The 16,242-nt window shown below is 67.4% G+C and carries 15 protein-coding genes; 7 read left to right on the top strand and 8 right to left on the bottom strand.

Annotated features, from left to right (window positions below):
• Window positions 1-16: 16 nt before the first annotated feature.
• A complete protein-coding gene (locus FB475_RS27835) occupies window positions 17-871 on the top strand; it encodes a hypothetical protein (RefSeq protein ID WP_141859911.1) in 855 nt (284 codons plus the stop codon).
• Window positions 872-903: 32 nt separating this feature from the next.
• On the top strand, window positions 904-1,413 hold the full coding sequence (locus FB475_RS27840; RefSeq protein WP_141859913.1) for a PaaI family thioesterase: 510 nt from the start codon (window positions 904-906) through the stop codon (window positions 1,411-1,413).
• On the opposite strand, the gene FB475_RS27845 is transcribed toward FB475_RS27840, so the two are convergent.
• Window positions 1,404-2,666, bottom strand: coding sequence for an aspartate aminotransferase type Ic (locus tag FB475_RS27845; protein ID WP_185759477.1), 1,263 nt, complete (start codon window positions 2,664-2,666; stop codon window positions 1,404-1,406). The genes FB475_RS27840 and FB475_RS27845 overlap by 10 nt on opposite strands.
• 51 nt (window positions 2,667-2,717) lie before the next feature.
• Complete coding sequence (locus FB475_RS27850) at window positions 2,718-5,126, bottom strand: penicillin-binding protein (protein WP_141859914.1); 2,409 nt, start codon at window positions 5,124-5,126, stop codon at window positions 2,718-2,720.
• A gap of 202 nt (window positions 5,127-5,328) precedes the next feature.
• Between FB475_RS27850 and FB475_RS27855 the strand changes: the two genes are divergently transcribed.
• Window positions 5,329-5,730, top strand: a complete 402-nt coding sequence (locus tag FB475_RS27855; protein ID WP_141859916.1) for a (R)-mandelonitrile lyase — start codon at window positions 5,329-5,331, stop codon at window positions 5,728-5,730.
• Here FB475_RS27855 and FB475_RS27860 read toward each other — a convergent pair.
• Window positions 5,699-7,960, bottom strand: coding sequence for a HelD family protein (locus tag FB475_RS27860; RefSeq protein WP_141859918.1), 2,262 nt, complete (start codon window positions 7,958-7,960; stop codon window positions 5,699-5,701). The genes FB475_RS27855 and FB475_RS27860 overlap by 32 nt on opposite strands.
• A gap of 172 nt (window positions 7,961-8,132) precedes the next feature.
• Here FB475_RS27860 and FB475_RS27865 point away from each other — a divergent pair, with 172 nt between their 5' ends.
• Genes FB475_RS27865 through FB475_RS27875 form a run of 3 tightly spaced genes read left to right on the top strand, consistent with a single transcriptional unit; the run spans window position 8,133 to window position 10,756 of the window.
• Window positions 8,133-9,512, top strand: coding sequence for a ferredoxin reductase family protein (locus FB475_RS27865; RefSeq protein WP_141859920.1), 1,380 nt, complete (start codon window positions 8,133-8,135; stop codon window positions 9,510-9,512).
• Between the two features lie 6 nt (window positions 9,513-9,518).
• Entirely contained in the window at window positions 9,519-9,962 is a 444-nt protein-coding gene (locus FB475_RS27870) for an FMN-binding protein (protein ID WP_141859922.1), read from the top strand.
• Window positions 9,962-10,756 carry an FAD:protein FMN transferase gene (locus FB475_RS27875; protein WP_202878561.1) on the top strand — a complete coding sequence of 265 codons (795 nt, stop codon included), beginning with the start codon at window positions 9,962-9,964 and terminating at the stop codon, window positions 10,754-10,756. The genes FB475_RS27870 and FB475_RS27875 overlap by 1 nt, the downstream gene beginning before the upstream one ends.
• Here FB475_RS27875 and FB475_RS27880 read toward each other — a convergent pair.
• Window positions 10,678-11,181, bottom strand: a complete 504-nt coding sequence (locus FB475_RS27880; RefSeq protein WP_141859924.1) for a TetR/AcrR family transcriptional regulator — start codon at window positions 11,179-11,181, stop codon at window positions 10,678-10,680. The genes FB475_RS27875 and FB475_RS27880 overlap by 79 nt on opposite strands.
• Window positions 11,182-11,217: 36 nt before the next feature.
• Here FB475_RS27880 and FB475_RS27885 point away from each other — a divergent pair, with 36 nt between their 5' ends.
• Window positions 11,218-11,523: a DoxX family protein gene (locus tag FB475_RS27885; RefSeq protein WP_141859926.1), complete on the top strand. Its 306-nt coding sequence runs from the start codon at window positions 11,218-11,220 to the stop codon at window positions 11,521-11,523.
• Here FB475_RS27885 and FB475_RS27890 read toward each other — a convergent pair.
• The 4 genes from FB475_RS27890 to FB475_RS27905 all read right to left on the bottom strand — a co-directional run bounded on the left by FB475_RS27890 (window position 11,504) and on the right by FB475_RS27905 (window position 16,094).
• Window positions 11,504-12,715, bottom strand: a complete 1,212-nt coding sequence (locus FB475_RS27890; protein ID WP_202878562.1) for a sialidase family protein — start codon at window positions 12,713-12,715, stop codon at window positions 11,504-11,506. The two genes, FB475_RS27885 and FB475_RS27890, sit on opposite strands and share 20 nt — an antisense overlap.
• Before the next feature lie 233 nt (window positions 12,716-12,948).
• The gene (locus FB475_RS27895; RefSeq protein ID WP_141859928.1) at window positions 12,949-13,782 is read right to left on the bottom strand and encodes a carbohydrate ABC transporter permease; all 834 of its coding nucleotides are present in this window, start codon (window positions 13,780-13,782) and stop codon (window positions 12,949-12,951) included.
• A 3-nt stretch (window positions 13,783-13,785) separates the two neighbouring features.
• Window positions 13,786-14,727 carry a carbohydrate ABC transporter permease gene (locus FB475_RS27900; protein ID WP_238332479.1) on the bottom strand — a complete coding sequence of 314 codons (942 nt, stop codon included), beginning with the start codon at window positions 14,725-14,727 and terminating at the stop codon, window positions 13,786-13,788.
• Entirely contained in the window at window positions 14,724-16,094 is a 1,371-nt protein-coding gene (locus FB475_RS27905) for an extracellular solute-binding protein (RefSeq protein WP_141859929.1), read from the bottom strand. Before FB475_RS27905 ends, FB475_RS27900 begins: the two co-directional genes overlap by 4 nt.
• Window positions 16,095-16,242: the final 148 nt, after the last annotated feature.

Below are 16,242 nucleotides of genomic sequence, written 5' to 3' on the forward strand. Positions count from 1 at the left end.
CTCAAGGGGGCCAGCCGTGACCGGTTACCCGATCAAGACCTATCGCTACCTGCGAATGGCGATGGTGGCGATGATCGTGCTGCTCGCGGTCGCGGTGGTGATCGAGTGGTCGAAGACCGAGCCGCATTGCCTGCAGACCTCGATCAGCGCGTACTACTACACGCCGGTCCGGGCGATCTTCGTCGGCGCGCTGATCACGATCGGCGTCTGCATGGTGGTGCTCAAGGGCAACACCGAGACCGAGGACATCCTGCTCAACGTCGCCGGCATCCTCGCGCCCGGCGTGGCGCTGGTGCCGACGCCGCGGCAGGGGCAGTGCCACTCGGTACCGGTGGTGCTCGGCGACGCCGCCGCGAACGTCTCGAACAACATGCTCGCGCTGTTCGTGGTCGGCGTACCGTGCCTGCTGCTGGCCGCGGTTTTCATCATCCGTGACCGGATCAGCGACCCGGCTGGTTGGACACCGGTGTACGTGCTCGGGCTCGGGGTCGCGGTGCTGATCTTCGGCGGCGGACTGGCCTGGTTCCTGGCCGACCGGTCCGGTTTCATCGGGCACGCACACTACGCGGCCGCGATCGTGATGTTCCTGTGCATCGTCGTGGTCGTGGTGGTCAACGCGGAGCAGCTCAGGCGCAAGCGCGGCGTACCGCGCGCACTCGCCAACCGGTACTCCGTGATCGCGGTCGCGATGGTCGCCGTACCGCTGCTGATGGTCGCGTGGTGGAAGCTGTTCAGCTGGGCGCACGTAGTACTCGGCATCGAAGCAACCCTGATCGTGCTGTTCGCCGCCTTCTGGATCACCCAAACCACCGAACTGTGGAACGAAGGGCTCCGCCAGCAGAACGTGGTCAGGAGAGCTAAGTCTCGTTGACAGACTCAGGCGGGGGGTGTGAGGCTCGGTCCATGGAGACTGAGCAGGGCGTGCGTAGCCGGACGTTCGAGTGGAGCGATCCGGCGCAGACCGCGGCGCGGGTCGGGCGGTCGTCCGGGTTGGAGATGCTGCGCGCTATGCGCGACGGCGACCTGCCCGCGCCGCCGATCCTGCACCTGGTCGGTGGGACCGGGATCGAGGTCGAGGAGGGCAAGGTCACCGTGCTGATGCCGGCGGCCGAGTTCCACTACAACCCACTCGGCACCGTGCACGGCGGCGTCATCGCCACGCTGCTCGACACCGCGGCCGGCTGCACGGTCCACTCCACGCTGCCGGCCGGTGTCGGCTACACCTCGCTCGACCTGATGACGCGGTTCATCAGGCCGGTCACGGTCGACTCCGGCGTGCTGCGGTGCGAGGGCGGGATCATCAGCCGCGGCCGTCGTACGGCGGTCGCCGAAGCGCACCTGTACGACGAACGCGGCAAACTCCTCGCCCACGCAACCTCGAACTGCCTGATCTTCGATCTGCCTCAGGCCTGATCGGCGAGCAGTTTCTCCGAGGCGACCAGCCGGACGCACGTGGCCAGGCCGGTGATCGCGGCCTCGACCTCGGGGAGCTCCGGGTACGTCGGGGCAATCCGGATCACCTGGTCCGTCGGGTCGTCACCGTACGGATGGGTGGCGCCGGCCGGGGTGATCGCGATACCGGCAGCCTTCGCCTTCGCGACCACCTCGCGGGCGCAGCCCTCCGGCACCTGCAGGCTGACGAAGTACCCACCGGCCGGCGCGGTCCAGGATGCCAGTCCGGTGCCGCCGAGCTCGGCGGTGAGGATCTTGTCGACCGCGTCGAACTTCGGCCGGATCAGCTCGGCCAGGGTCCGCATGTGTTGGTGCAGGCCGTCCGCGTCGCGGAGGAACTGGACGTGCCGGAGCTGGTTGATCTTGTCCGGCCCGATGCTTCGCTTGACCGTGTGGCTCAGCCACCAGGTGATGTTGTCCGGGGACGACCCGAAGAACGCGACGCCGGCGCCGGCGAAGGTGATCTTCGAGCTCGACCCGAACACGAACACCCGGTCCGGATGCCCGTTCTCCGCGCACAACGCCAGTACGTCGGCCAGCTGCGCGGGGGAGTCCGTCAGGTGGTGGACGGCGTACGCGTTGTCCCAGAAGATCCGGAAGTCCGGCGCGGCGGTCTCCATCGCGGCGAGCCGGCGGACCGTCTCGTCGGAGTACACCGTGCCGTCCGGGTTGCTGTACTTCGGCACGCACCAGATGCCCTTGATCGCGGCGTCCTCCGCGACCAGCCGCTCGACCACGTCCATGTCCGGGCCCGCGGGCGTCATCGGTACCGGAATCATCTTGATCCCGTACCGCTCGCAGATCCCGAAGTGCCGGTCGTACCCCGGCACCGGGCAGAGGAACGCCAGCCCCTCGACGTCGGCCCAGCGGGTCTGAGCACCCGGAACCTTCCCGAGCAACGCGAACACGACCGCGTCGTGCATCAGCTCGAGGCTCGAGTTGCCCGCCGCGAGCAGCTGCTCCGCGGGCACCTGCAGGTCCTCGGCGAAGATCGCCCGCACCTCGGGGAGCCCGTGCAGACCACCGTAGTTCCGCAGGTCGGTCCCGTCGGCCGACACCGGATCCCCGCTCAGCTGCAGCACCGCGTTCGCCGCATCGAGCTGCTTGGGCGACGGCTTCCCCCGCGTCAGATCGAGCTTGAGCCCCTGGGCCACCAACGCTTCGTAATCCTGGCGCGCACGCTCAACCTGAGCAGTCAGCTCATCCACACTCACGGGGAGTCCTTTCACAGGTACTAGGTGTTGGACCCCAGCCTAATGACTACCTCAGCGGCCTCTGCACTTGGGGAACTTGGGGTCCCAGGGCGGGCAGGTCGGGAGGTTGGGTGGGGGCTTGATCGTGGGGGGTGGGATGACCGGGGGAGTGACCGGTGGGGTCGGGGGTTGGGCCTTGCTGCCGTTGGAGATGAACAGGACCACGGTGGAGCCTGCGGGGGCGCCGTCCTCCTGGCGGGGGTTGGTCCAGGCGACTGTGCCGGCCGGGGCGTCGGAGTCGACGCGGGGGCCGTGGTCCATCCGGACCTGGAAGCCCAGCGAGAGGAGTTTCGCGCCGGCGTCGGCGGGCGTCATCCCCTTCAGGTACGGGAGATCCTTGACGTTGCCGCGGATGATCTTGTCGTCGGGCCTGACGAACTTGCTGGTCGGCAACCCGTGCAACGCCAGCTGCATCGCGGTCTCCCAGATCGGACCCGCGGTACCGGAACCGGAGGCGTCGGACAGCTTCTTCCCGTTGAAGACCTGGCCGATCAGATCATCGGTCGGCGGATCCGCGTCGGCGACCACCGACGCGGCAGCAAGCTTCGACGAATAGCCGGAGAACCACACCGCGTGGTTGTTCTGGATGGTACCGGTCTTGCCGGCCAGGTCGCTCTTGCCGAACTTCAGCTTGGCGCCGGTACCGCCCTTGGCCATCACCTGCTGGAGCACGTAGTTGACACCGTCCGCGACACCCGGCGACAGCACCCGGTGGCAGTTCGGGCCCGGGGTCGTGATCGCCTTGCCGGTCTTGAGCGAGGTGATCGACGTGACGATCTGCGGGTTGCAGTACATCCCCCGGGCGGCGAACGTCGCGTACGCGTTCGACAGCATCAGCGGGGTGATCTGACCCGCCGAGCCGAGCGTGAAGGAGACCACCTGCTGGAGCGGTTTGAGCTGTTGTGCGTCGTACATGCCGAGGTTGGAGGCGATGGTCGCGATCGGGCAGAGCCCGATCTGCTCGGACAGCTGCAGGAAGTAGGTGTTCGTCGACGCCCTGGCCGCGTCGACCATCGAGGGGTCGGCGATCGTCTTGGTCGAGTTGCTCGGGTTGTAGCTGTCGTCCGACGTCGTCCCGCTGCAGGTGCTGAACTCCTTGCCGCTGAGGTTGATCGTCTGCGGCGAATTGATCCGGTACGTCGTCGGCACGCCCTTCGCGATCGCCGCCGCGATCGTGAAGGCCTTCATCGTGGACCCGTTCTGGAAGCCGCCGAAGCCACCGGCGTAGGACTTCTCGACGTTGTAGTTGTACGCCGTCTGCCCCTTCTTCGCGCCGTACGGCCGGCTCTGGGCCATTGCCTTGACCAGCCCGGTGCCGGGCTCGACCATCGTGATCGCGGCGACGGCCTGGTCGCCGGACTTCGAGTGCTGGTCGATCGAGGTCTGCGCGGCCGCCTGGATCCGCTGGTCGAGCGAGGTCTTGATCAGCAGCCCGGCGGTCTCGATGTAGTTCTCGCGTTCCTCGGGCGTCTTGCCGAACGCCGAATTCGCCTTCAGCTTCGAGACGACGTACTCGCAGTAGAACGGGTACTTCGAGTTCGCGCAGCCGCTCGGGATGACGCGGACCTTGGCCGGGTCGATGACCGGGGTCTTGATCGCGTCCTGGGCCTGCTTGGCGGTGATCACGTTCAGTTCCTGCATCCGGCGCAGGACGACGTCGCGGCGGGCCTTGGCGCGCTGCGGGTTGTCGATCGGGTCGTAGCCGGTCGGGTTCTTCACGATGCCGGCCAGCATCGCGGCCTGCGGCAGGTTCAGCTTCGCGGCGTGCACGCCGAAGTAGTGCATGGCCGCGGCCTCGACGCCGTACGAACGGTCACCGAAGAAGGCGAGGTTCAGGTAGCCGTTGAGGATGGCGCCCTTCGACATCTGTTTCTCGACGGCGATGGCGTAGCGCAGCTCGGCGATCTTCCGCTCGTACGTCTCGGCGGTCGCCTGCTTGACCTCTTCGGGCGTGCGGGCCTTGTTGATCAGGGTTTGTTTCACGTACTGCTGGGTGATGCTCGAACCGCCCTGCTGGACGCCGCCGGAGGACTGGTTGCGCAGCAGGGCGCGGAGCGTGCCCTTGAAGTCGAGTGCGCCGTGCTCGTAGAACCGGTCGTCCTCGATCGCGACGATCGCCTTGAGCATGATCGGGCTGATCTGCTTGAGCGTGACCGGGGTGCGGTTCTGCTGGTACAGGGTGGCGATGGTGTGGCCCTGGGAGTCCTGGATGATCGACTTCTGGGCCAGCGGTGCGGTCTCCAGGTCCTGAGGCAGGTACTGGACCGAGTCGTGCGCCTTCGCCGTGGTCACGCCGACCAGACCGGCGAACGGAAGCGCCAGCCCGGCCGCCAGCGCTCCGGCCACGGCACTCGCCAGCAGGAACACGAAGACCGACCACACGACGTTGGGCCGCCTGGCCCGCCGCTCGCCTCTGTGCATGGTTGGGCAGAGTACGTGACGAGAGTGCCGTCCGGGAGCCTCCTCGTTACGGAATTTACACATTAGCCCAACGATCTCACCCTCAGTGATGAACCGTTCACTGCCGGCCGATCATCTCACATGTACTGACAGTGCCTCCCTAGGCGTCCTGGCGGTCCCTAGGGTGGGGAGCAAGAACGGTTGCTGCAGACAAGGAAGCTCTATGGAAATCCTCCCCAAGGCGCCGACCGCGAAGGGCCCGGCGGAATGGTTCACCGGCGACGTCTGGTTCGACGTGATCATCCGCGGCGACGCGCCGTCCCGTGTGCGGGTGAACATCGTCCGTTTCGCGCCGGGCGCCCACACCGCTTGGCACCGGCACGCGAACGGTCAGACGCTGCACGTCACCGAAGGTCTTGGCCTCGTCCAGTCGCGCGGCGGGCAAGTCACCGTGATCCGGCCGGGCGACGTCATCTACACCCCGCCCGGCGAATGGCACTGGCACGGCGCCTGCCCCGACAACTTCATGACCCACACCGCGATCTGGGAAGGCGTGGACGACGACACCCCAGAAACCGAATGGGGCGACCACGTCACGGCCGCGGAGTACGTCGTACCTGAGTGAGCACTTCCGGGAGCTCGCCGAGGATCGTGAGGCGTTTGGTGGCTCGGGTGACTGCTACGTAGAGGTCGGAGAGGCCTCGGTCGGAGTTGGTCAGGATCCCTTGGGGATCGGCGATGATGACCGAGTCGAATTCGAGGCCCTTGGACTGAGGGATGTCCAGGAGGGCTACGGCGCCGTCGAGGACGGACGGGTCGTGGGTGTGCGCCACGTCCGGGAGGGCGTCGGCGAACTCGTCGTAGCGGGTCGCCGGGACGATGACGGCGATGCGGCCTTCGTCGATGGCTCGTTGTTCGGAGGTGATGGCGGCTTTGAGTGCGTCGACGAGGCAGCCGGCCGGGACCGCGTCGAGGAAGGGCCGGGTGCCGGTGTCCCGGACAGACGTCGGTGGCCGCAGGGTCGGGTCGATCGCCGAGAGGATGGCGGTGGCGACCGTCATGATCTCGCTCGGGGTGCGGTAGTTGACGGTGAGTTCGGCGGTGCGCCAGCGGCGCGGGGCGTAGTGGTCGAGGAGTTCGGCCCAGGAGCGGACGCCGGAGGCCGACCCGGTCTGGGCGATGTCGCCGACCAGCGTCATCGAGCGCCGTGGCGCGCGGCGCATCAGCATCCGCCAGTCCATCGCGGACAACTCCTGCGCTTCGTCGACGATCACGTGACCGAAGACCGACGTACGGTCGTACGACCGGTCACCGCCCGCCGATGGGTTCGCGAGTTGCTGGGTGCGCTGGGCGATCAGGTCGCGGAACTGCTCGATCTCCCACGGCATGATCTCGATCCGCTCCGCGGTCAGCTCGATGTCGACCACACCGCTCGCGTACTCGCGGTTCGCCTCCGCCGCGGCCGCTGCCTCGGATGCTTCGCGTTTGCGGCCGACCACGACCTCCGCGGTCTCGCCGAGCAGCTCGGCCGCCTCGTCGAGCAGGGCGGCGTCCGACGGCGTCCAGGCCGCCGAGAGTGGTCGGAGTACGGCGGAACGCTCGGCGCTGGTGAGGTACGGCGCAGCGGCCGCGAGACGCTCGTCGGACGAGAACAGGACCGATACGAGCAGCTCCGGCGTGAGCTCCGGCCACAACCGGTCCAGGATCTCCAGCACCTGGTCGTCCTGGAACAGCTCCTGCTCGAGGTCCTCGACGTCCGCGTCCCCGACGTACTGCTTGCCGATCCGGTCGACGATCTGGTTCGCCAGCGTCTTGATGATCCGCCGGACGAAGATCGGCCGCGCCCGGTTGTGCAGCGGCTGTGCCGCGAGCGCGCCCCGCTGTGCCTTGCGGATCGCGTCCGGCCGCAGCACGAGCTCGTCGGCGTTCATCTTGAACCGGATCGCCTTGGTCGGCACGATCCGGAACCCCGCGATCGCCCGCGCGATCACGTCGGCCATCGCCAGCTCGCCCTTGATCCGCGCCGCCTCGGCAGACTCCGGCGCGGTCGCCGTCACGCCCGAGTACAGCTCGCTGACTGTCGCGAGGACGACGTCGTTCTCACCGAGCGAGGGGAGTACCTGGTCGATGTAGCGCAGGAAGGTGGTGTTCGGCCCGACGACGAGTACGCCGGTACGCCCGAGCTGTTCGCGATAGGTGTAGAGCAGGTACGCCGCCCGGTGCAGCGCGACCACGGTCTTACCCGTACCCGGGCCGCCTTGGACCACGAGTACGCCGGGAAGTCCGGAGCGGATGATCTCGTCCTGCTCGGACTGGATCGTCGCGACGATCTCGTTCATCCGGCCGGTACGGCTCGCGCCGAGCGAGGAGAGCAGCGCGGCCTCGCCGATCAGCGTGCCGCGTTCGTTCTCACCGAGCGCGGCGGCGTCCAGCAGGTCGTCGTCGACGCCGACGACGGTACGGCCGTGCAGCCGGATGTGCCGCCGGCGCTTCACGCCGAGCGGCTCGGCCGCGGTGGCCCGGTAGAACACCTGCGCCACCGGAGTCCGCCAGTCGATCAGCAACGGGTTGTACTCGTCGTCGAACAGCCCGATCCGGCCGATGTGGAACCGTTCGCCGCTGGTCTCGTCGATCCGCCCGAAACACAATCCGCGTTCGACCGACGACAATTGTGCGAAGCGGCCGGAATACAGCTTGGTGAACGACTCGCGTTCCGACCGGGCCTGATCGGTGCCGGTGGTTTCCTCGACCTGAACCCGCCCGAGGTCACCTCGCGCCTTTTCCCGCAGCACGTCGAGCCGCGCGTACATCGCCGTCACATCGCCTTGTTCTACGGCGATCTCCTGCTCCAGCACGTGATCCCCCGACCTTTCTTGCATTGCCCGAGAAGCTCTGATATTCTGAACATGTGAGCCTGAAGAGGGCTCTTTTTTATTTCTCGACACAAACACCCAACGGTACCGCTTTTCACAGCTGACTGCCAGCCAAGGCCAAGCGATTGCTCAGCAGCCGATTCGACACTGAGGTGTGTTTGTCACCGCAGGAGAGCCGATCGGCCGGAGGGCTCGCACCGACGGCGCCGTCCGCCTCGGCGCCCTGGCCGCGTTGTGGCTGAGCCTGTTACTCGTCACGTACTGGTGGGTCGCAGGCGGCGGTGTGCAGGAACTCGGCGGCTGGGCGACAGGCCTGACGTCGCTCGGGCGCCTGACCGGTCTGGTCGCGGCCGTGCTTCTGCTGGCGCAGGTCGTGTTGATGGCGCGCGTTCCGCTCCTGGAAGCCGCGTTCGGGCAGGACCAACTGGCCCGCATCCACCGCATCACCGGGTTCACATCGTTCAACCTGATGCTGGCGCACCTCGTCACGATCACGTGGGGCTACGCGGCCGGCGAGCTGCGACGTACGCCGGCCACGCTCTGGGACCTGACGGTCGACTACCCGGGCATGCTGCTCGCGGTCGGTGGGACGCTCGCGCTCTGTCTGAGCGTGCTGACCAGCATCCGCGCGGCGCGCAGACGGCTCCGGTACGAGTCCTGGCATCTCCTGCACCTGTACGCGTACCTGGGCGTCGGCATCGCGCTCCCGCACCAACTGTGGACCGGCCAGGAGTTCCTCGCGTCCACCGGGCGGACCGTGTTCTGGTGGACGGTCTGGGCGCTCGCGGTCGTGACCGTGCTCGTGTACCGGATCGCCGTACCGGTGTGGCAGAACGCCCGGCACCGCCTCCACGTAACAGCCGTCGTGCCGGAGGCGAACGGAGTGGTCTCCGTGTACGTCGGTGGGCAGCGGCTGGATCGTCTCCGCGCCGAGGCCGGACAGTTCTTCGCGTGGCGGTTCCTTGATCGGCCCGGGTGGGCGCGCGCGAACCCGTACTCGCTGTCGGCCGCGCCCGACGGACACGGCCTACGCATCACCGTGCAGGAAGCCGGCGACGGTAGTGCGGCGCTCAGCACGTTGCGACCCGGTACGCGCGTATTCGTGGAGGGACCGTACGGGCGGATGAGCCCGCGCGCCCGTACCCAACGGAAGATCGCGCTGACCGGCGCCGGTGTCGGCGTCACGCCGTTGCGTGCGCTCGCCGAGGGTCTCGAGTACGCCCCGGGTGACGCCCTGCTGATCCAGCGGTACACCGAAGAGCCCTTGTTCCACGAGGAGTTCCAGCGGTTGTGGAACGACCGCGGTCTGGCGCTGCTCACGCTGCCGGGTCCGCGACGACGGGCCGACTCGTGGTTCGGTGCCGGCGTACCGAAGTACGACGACCTGCACGTCCTCCTGCACTGGGTCCCGGACATCGCCGAGCGCGACGTCTACCTGTGCGGACCCGAGACGTGGACCGACCTGGTCCGCTCGACCCTCACCGCCGCCGGTCTGCCGGCCGAACGGCTCCATCTCGAATCCTTCAAGTGGTGACCGCCCGTGAAACGCATCGTGCTCTGGCTTCTCGGTACCGTCTCGGCCGTTGTGCTGATGTTCGGATACCACACCTCGACCTCCGGCCCCGAGGCGACCGTGGGACCGACCATCGGTGGCGGCACCAACGAGTCCCCAGCAACCACGCCGACCACTCCGGCCACCCCCGCGCCAGGAGGTACGTCGACCGTGACGGGCGATGTTGCGCAGACCCAGTGGGGACCCGTCCAGGTCCGGCTCACCGAGCAGGCCGGAAAGATCACCGCGGTCGACGTCGTCCAGTACCCGAACGGCAACCACCGCGACGCCGAGATCAACGACTACGCGCTACCGATCCTGATCAACGAAACGATCCAGGCGCAGAGCGCGAAGATCGACATGGTCAGCGGCGCCACCGTCACCAGCGACGGTTACGTGCGATCCCTGCAGAGCGCATTGGATCAGGGCTGATGAAGAGGTACGTCGAGCACGTGATGGGCATGCCGATCAGCCTCGCGCTGCGCGGCCGCCACACCAACGACGACCTCGCGGGTCGCGCTTGGTCCGAGGTTCTCGACGTACTCCGGACCGCGGACCGGGTGTTCAGCACGTATCGCGAGGACTCTTACGTCTCCCGGCTCAACCGCGGCGCCCTGGCCGTCGCGGACTGCCCGCCCGAGGTGGCCGAGGTGCTGGCGCTGGGGGAGCAGGCCCGGATCGAGTCCGGCGGAGCGTTCGATGTACGACGGAACGCCCGGTTGGATCCGAGCGGTGTCGTGAAAGGCTGGGCCGTCGAACGGGCCGCCCAGAAGCTCGCGGAACTGCCCGCGACCGACTACTGCCTGGGCGCCGGCGGCGACCTGACGTGCCATGTCGCGGGCCCCGACTCGGAACCGTGGCAGATCGGGATCGAGGACCCGTTCGATCCCGATCAGCTCGCGGCGGTGGTACCGATCCGCAACGGCGCGATCGCCACGTCCGGGCTGCACCGCCGCGGCCGGCACATCACCGACGCCCGGACCGGTGTCACGCCGACCGTGGTGGCGTCGGTGACCGTCGTGCACCACTCACTCACCCAGGCCGACATCGACGCCACCGCGGCGTTCGCGCTCGGCACGGATGCCCTCCCGTGGCTGCAGTCCCGTCCCGGCCGCGCCGGGCTGGTGATCTTCGCCGACGGAACCCGTCAGGTGTTCGGGAACAGGACGCGGGCCACCACGTCACCGACCATCCGCCGCGGAATGGGGCGGTGGGCAACGAAGTGACGATAGAAGAACGGGCTCGTCAATAGGTCGGTGGTCAGCTCGGGATCCATGTCCGGCGGGAGCTCGCCGCGGTCGCGGCCGCGCTGCAGGACGGCGAGCATCGGTTCGCGACGGCGCCTGGTCAGATCTTGGTGGATCTCCGACAGGGCGGGATCGCGTTCGGCGGCGTCGATGAACGCGGCCAGCAGGCGGGGGAACGGCGTCCGTTCGAGCAGCGTGACGAACGCGGTCAGGATCTCGGTGACGTCCTTCGTGACCGAGCCGGTGTCGGGTGCCGGGAACGGGCGGTACGTCGCATCCATCGCGTCGACGAGGAGGGCCCCGGTGGTGGGCCAGCGGCGGTAGAGGGTCGCCTTGCTGGCGCCGGCGCGCCGGGCGACCGCCTCCATGGTGAACCCGGCCAGCCCGGCCTCGTCGAGCACCACGACGGCGGTCGGGGGGTGGGGGAGTCGGGGGGGACGATGGATCTGTTCCGGATGGCGCCGTTCTACCCGCTGTTGATCGACCTCGGGTATCCGAGCTACCTCTCGACGATCCTCGGCGGCGCGAAACTCGCCGCCGCCGTGGTGATCGCCCTACCGGGGCTGCCTCGGCTGAAGGAATGGGCGTACGCCGGGGTCCTGATCAACATGTCCGGGGCCGTCGCGTCCAACGCCGCGACCCACCGCTACGCCGGGACGGTCGCCCCCGCCGCGTTCGCCGTACTGGCGCTCGCGTCGTGGGCGACCAGACCCCTGAGCAGGAAGCTCAGTCGTTCAGGGAGATGATGCCTGCTTCGACGGGACCGGACTTGCCGTACTGCGCTCCGGTGATGACGAAGACCAGGCCACGGTTCTGCGGGTCTCCGGGGCCGTCCAGCGGGATGGTGAACCGGCTGTAGCCGGCCGGCATCGGTGACGAGAACCGCGTCCAGGCCCCGGGGGCACCGAGTTCGCGGTTGATGAAGAAGTCCTGATCATCGTTGCCCGTGACAATGATCGTGCCGTTCACTCCGCCCGATTGCGACCAGCTGACAACCGGGGCACCGTTCGGGGCGCCGCCGTTCTGGTCCAGGAGCGGCGTGTCCGGAGAGAACCGGAACGATTCGGGGTCCTTCGCGATCCGGTAGTGCACGTGGTAGGTGTAGTTGTTCTGATCGGGGTGGGCCGGGTCGTCGGGCTCTCCGAATTCGTACGTCATGATCCACAGATCGCCCTTCAGGCGTGCCACCGTGGTCATACCGGGCCGCTCGGCGTAGGCGGTGCCGGTCGCGTCGTCGACGACCGGACCCCAGTTGTACAGGTCCGTGCTGGTCTGGTGCGCGAGCTTCTGCCCGAAGTTGGGGTCCCGCTGGTCGGAGTAGTAACAGATCAGGTTGTCGTTGTGCAGCAGCAGGAACGGCTCCCACACCGGCGTCGCGCCGTTCGTGGTGTTGGCCGGCCCACCTTGAGCCACCGTGCTCAGGAACTCCCACGTGAGACCGCGGTCCGTGCTGGCGTACAGCTGGATGTTGGTGCTACCGAAGTTCTTTCCGAGCCAGTTGCACGCGAACAGGAGCGCGCCCTTGGGCAGACCCGCGAACGCGCGCGGCAACTCGTAAAGGAACGGCTGCAGATAGACCCCCGACGCGGTGCTGGGGTCGGGGACGCTGCTCTGCTTCGCCCACGTGCGGCCGTCGTCGTCACTGCGATAGAGAGGGAACCCTGGGCCTCCGCCTTGATAGGTCGCGAGCAGGCTCCGCGACTTGCCGGGCGCTCCGCTGCTGAGCCGGACAGCGCGAGCGTACGACGAGCGTCCGGTTGGTGGACCAGCCACGACGACAGGTCCGAACGGAACCTCCCCACCAGCCTGGCCGGCATCACCGACCGGGCCGGGATCCGCGAACGCCGGACCCGCAAGGCCCAGGCCCACGCCCGCCGCCGCAGCTGCGCCGGCGCCGAGAAACACCCGGCGAGAAAGCTGGTTGGTCGAACTACTCACGGGTGCATTGCGATACTTCACTTCTGCCTCCCTGGTGAACTGTTGAAGCCGCTGCCACGCGCAGCGATACGCGCGGTGCGGAGAAAGGGGCGACTCGCACGGGAGCGCTCAAGGGCGCGTTCGCCGTACGGGCGCGCGTGTCAGGGCGAGCCGGCCCGAGGCGGGCGGCTCTGCCCTGAGGTTCGAGCCCGAAGGCTCTAGCGGAACACCTAGCTGTACATCTGGCGGTACATCTAGCGGCTGAAGCCCGCGGTGAGACCGCTGAGCAGTTGCCGGCGACCCACGGCGTACAGGATGACGATCGGTAGCGTGGTGAGGACGACCGAGGCGAGCACCGCCGGCACGTTGACGCTGTACTGACCCTGGAACGTCCACAGCGCCAGCGGAAGGGTGCGCTTGTCAGGGCTCTGCGTGAGGATCAGCGGCAGCAGGAACCCGTTCCACACGCCCAGGCCGTTGTAGATGCTGACCGTGACGAGTGCGGGCCGGGTCAAGGGCAGCGCGAGCTTGCGCATCATGCCCCACTCGGTCGCCCCGTCGACGCGCATCGACTCGAAGAGTTCCTTCGGTACGTCGCGGATGAAGTTCGCGAGGACAAGGACGGACAGCGGGATCGAGAACGCGATCGACGGCAGGATCAGCGCCAGCAGGCTGTCGTACAGCCGCATCCGGATGATCAGCAGGTAGACCGGGATGATCGTGGCCTGCAGCGGGATCGCCAGCCCCATCAGGAACAGGCCGTTGACCCCGGCAAGGAACCTGCTGCCGGCGCCGCGGATGATCGCGTACGCCGCCATGAACGAGATCGCGACCGCCGGGATGATCGTGCCCGCGGTGACGATCACGCTGTTCAGGAAGTACCGCGGGAAGTCGGACTGGATGACCAGCTTGTAGTTGTTCGCGGTCGGCGCGGACGGCAGCGCGAACGGGTTCTGGGTGAAGTACGCGCTCTGGTCCTTGAAGCTGGTGACCACGATCCAGTACAGCGGGATCAGGACGATCGCCAGCCAGATCCAGCCGGCCAGGCCACCGAACCAGTTCAGTTGCGTGAGCTTGCGAGCCTGCATCGGTCACGCACCTTCCTGCTGGCTGGCCGTCGTACTGCCGCCGAGGCGCCGCAGGATCAGTGCGAGCGCGAGGCCGAGCAGGACGATCAGGGTCGCGATCACACTCGCCGGACCCATCTGGTTGGACATGAAGCCGCGCTTGTACATGTCCAGCGCGAGCACCCGGGTCGCGTCACCGGGACCGCCGGCGGTGAGCACGAAGATCAGGTCGAAGAACGTCAGCGAACCGACCACCATCAGCGTCGACGAGGTGATGATCGTGTACTTCAGCTGCGGCACCGTGATGCTGAAGAACTGCCGGACCCGGCCGGCGCCGTCGATCGAGGCCGCCTCGTACATCGTGGTCGGGATCTGCCGGACACCGCCTTGGTAGATCAGCGAGTGGAACGGGATGAACTGCCAGGACACGATGAAGATCACCACACCGATCGCGAGGGTGTTCTTGCCGAGCCAGTCCTGGGTGAGGAACCCGAGTTTCAGGCCCGGCCCGAGCCCGAAGTTCGGGTCGAGCAGGGCCTTGTAGGTGATCGCGATGGCCGCCGAGCTGAGCAGCAGCGGGATGAAGTACAGCACCGCGAGGAAGGCGCGGTACCGCTGCCGCCCGGCGAGGAAGGTGCCGAGCAGCAGGCTCATCGGGGTCTGCACGGCCCACGAGAGAATCATGATCTCGAAGGTCACCAGGATGCTGTGCGGGAGTTGTGAGTCGGTCAGTACCGACTTCCAGTTGGTCAGCCCGGCGGCGTGGATCGCGCCGAGCCCGTCCCACTGGGTGAAGCTCAGCACGAGTACGCCGACCAGCGGGATGACGCCGAACACGACGAACAGCAACAGCGCGGGCAGCACCATCCAGGCGACCGCACCGCTCCGCCCGGCGCCCGAGGAGCCGGCGCGGGACGCTTCGGTGCGGCCGGTCGGCGGCGCGACGGGCGGAGCGGTAGCTGTCACTGGCCAATCACCGCGTTCATGTTGGTGGCGAACTGCTGCGGGGAGATGGACAGCTGGAACAACTTGGCGATGTTGTCGAGCAGCGTCTCGGCCTGGGTCGGGCTGAGGGCCTGGTCCCACGACTGGGCGAAGTTCTTCGCGTTCGCCGCGGTGTCGTAGACGAAGTTCAGCCACTTGGAGTCGTTCGGGTCCGTGATCGACGAGAGCTTGTCCTTCGCGCTCTTGACCACCGGGATGTTGCCGGACTTGACCCAGGCCTCCACCGTGGCGTCGTCGAGGGTGTTGTTCGCGATGAACTTCTTCGCGGTCTCCTTGTCCGCGGCGCTGGCCTTGGAGGAGATCGACATGTACTGACCCGGGTTGCCGACGGTGTCGCTCGGGTCGCCCTTGCCGCCGTCGACCGGCGGGAAGTTCATGTAGCCGAGGTGCCCACCGGTCACGAAGTCGCCGCCGGAGGCCTTCATGTTGCCGTAGGTCCAGGCGCCGTGCAGCATCATCGCGGCCTTGCCGGTGTAGAGCAGCGCCTGGTCGGCGTTGGAGTCGGCGGTGATCGAGGAGAAGCCCTTGATGAAGCCGTTCGCCTTGATCAGCTTCTGCATCTCGTCCAGGGCCTTCAGCGCGGACGGGTCGGACCAGCCGTCCTTCTTGCCCTCGTAGATGTTCTGGAAGACCTCGCTGCCGCCGATCCGGTCGAACAGGAACTCCAGCCACATCATGTTGGTCCAGCGCGACTGGCCACCGAGCGAGAACGGCGCGATGCCCTTCTCGTTGAACTTCGGGACCAGGTCCATGATGTCGCCCCAGGACTGCGGGGGCTGGGCGCCGATCTTCTCGAACGCGCGCTTGTCGTAGAACAGCACGATCGGCGTCACGGTCTCGCCCGGCACCGCGTAGATCTTGCCGTTGACCGTCGCCGCCGTGAACGCCGACGGGAAGATCGAGTTCTTGAGGCTGGCCTCCTGGGTGTTGAGCCAGTCGGTCAGGTCCTCGACCTGGCCGGCTTCGACGTACGCCTTCAGACCGCCGCCGCCCCAGCCCCAGATCAGCGTCGGGCCCTGGCCGGCCCCGATCGCGGTCTTGATCTTGGCCTTGAACGCGTCGTTCTGGAACTCGGTCGTCTTGATCTTGGTGTTCGGGTTGGCGTCGTTGAACCGCTTGACCTGCGCCTCGCGGATGCCCTGCTGCGGCTGGCCGGTGAGGAACCAGTAGGTCGTACCGCTGCCGGCACCGCCGCCGCCACCGGCGCCCGTGGTCGAACCGGGCGTACTGGTCGGGCCGGAACTACCGCACGCTGCGAGGCCGGCTGCCAGCGCGCCACCGCCGACCAGGCCTAGGAAAGTACGCCGGGATGTCGTGTTGGGATCCACCGTGATCTCCGTACTTCGTGCTGCCCCCACAGGTTGCGGAAGCACCTGCCGATATGACTTGTTTTCGAAACATAGATTTCGGGGATTGTGCTGTCAAGACTTGAACTAAGGACTTTCCGGGGTCACAGTGAGGTCACGTAATCGCCTG

This window comes from Kribbella jejuensis, assembly GCF_006715085.1.
Taxonomy (GTDB): domain Bacteria; phylum Actinomycetota; class Actinomycetes; order Propionibacteriales; family Kribbellaceae; genus Kribbella; species Kribbella jejuensis.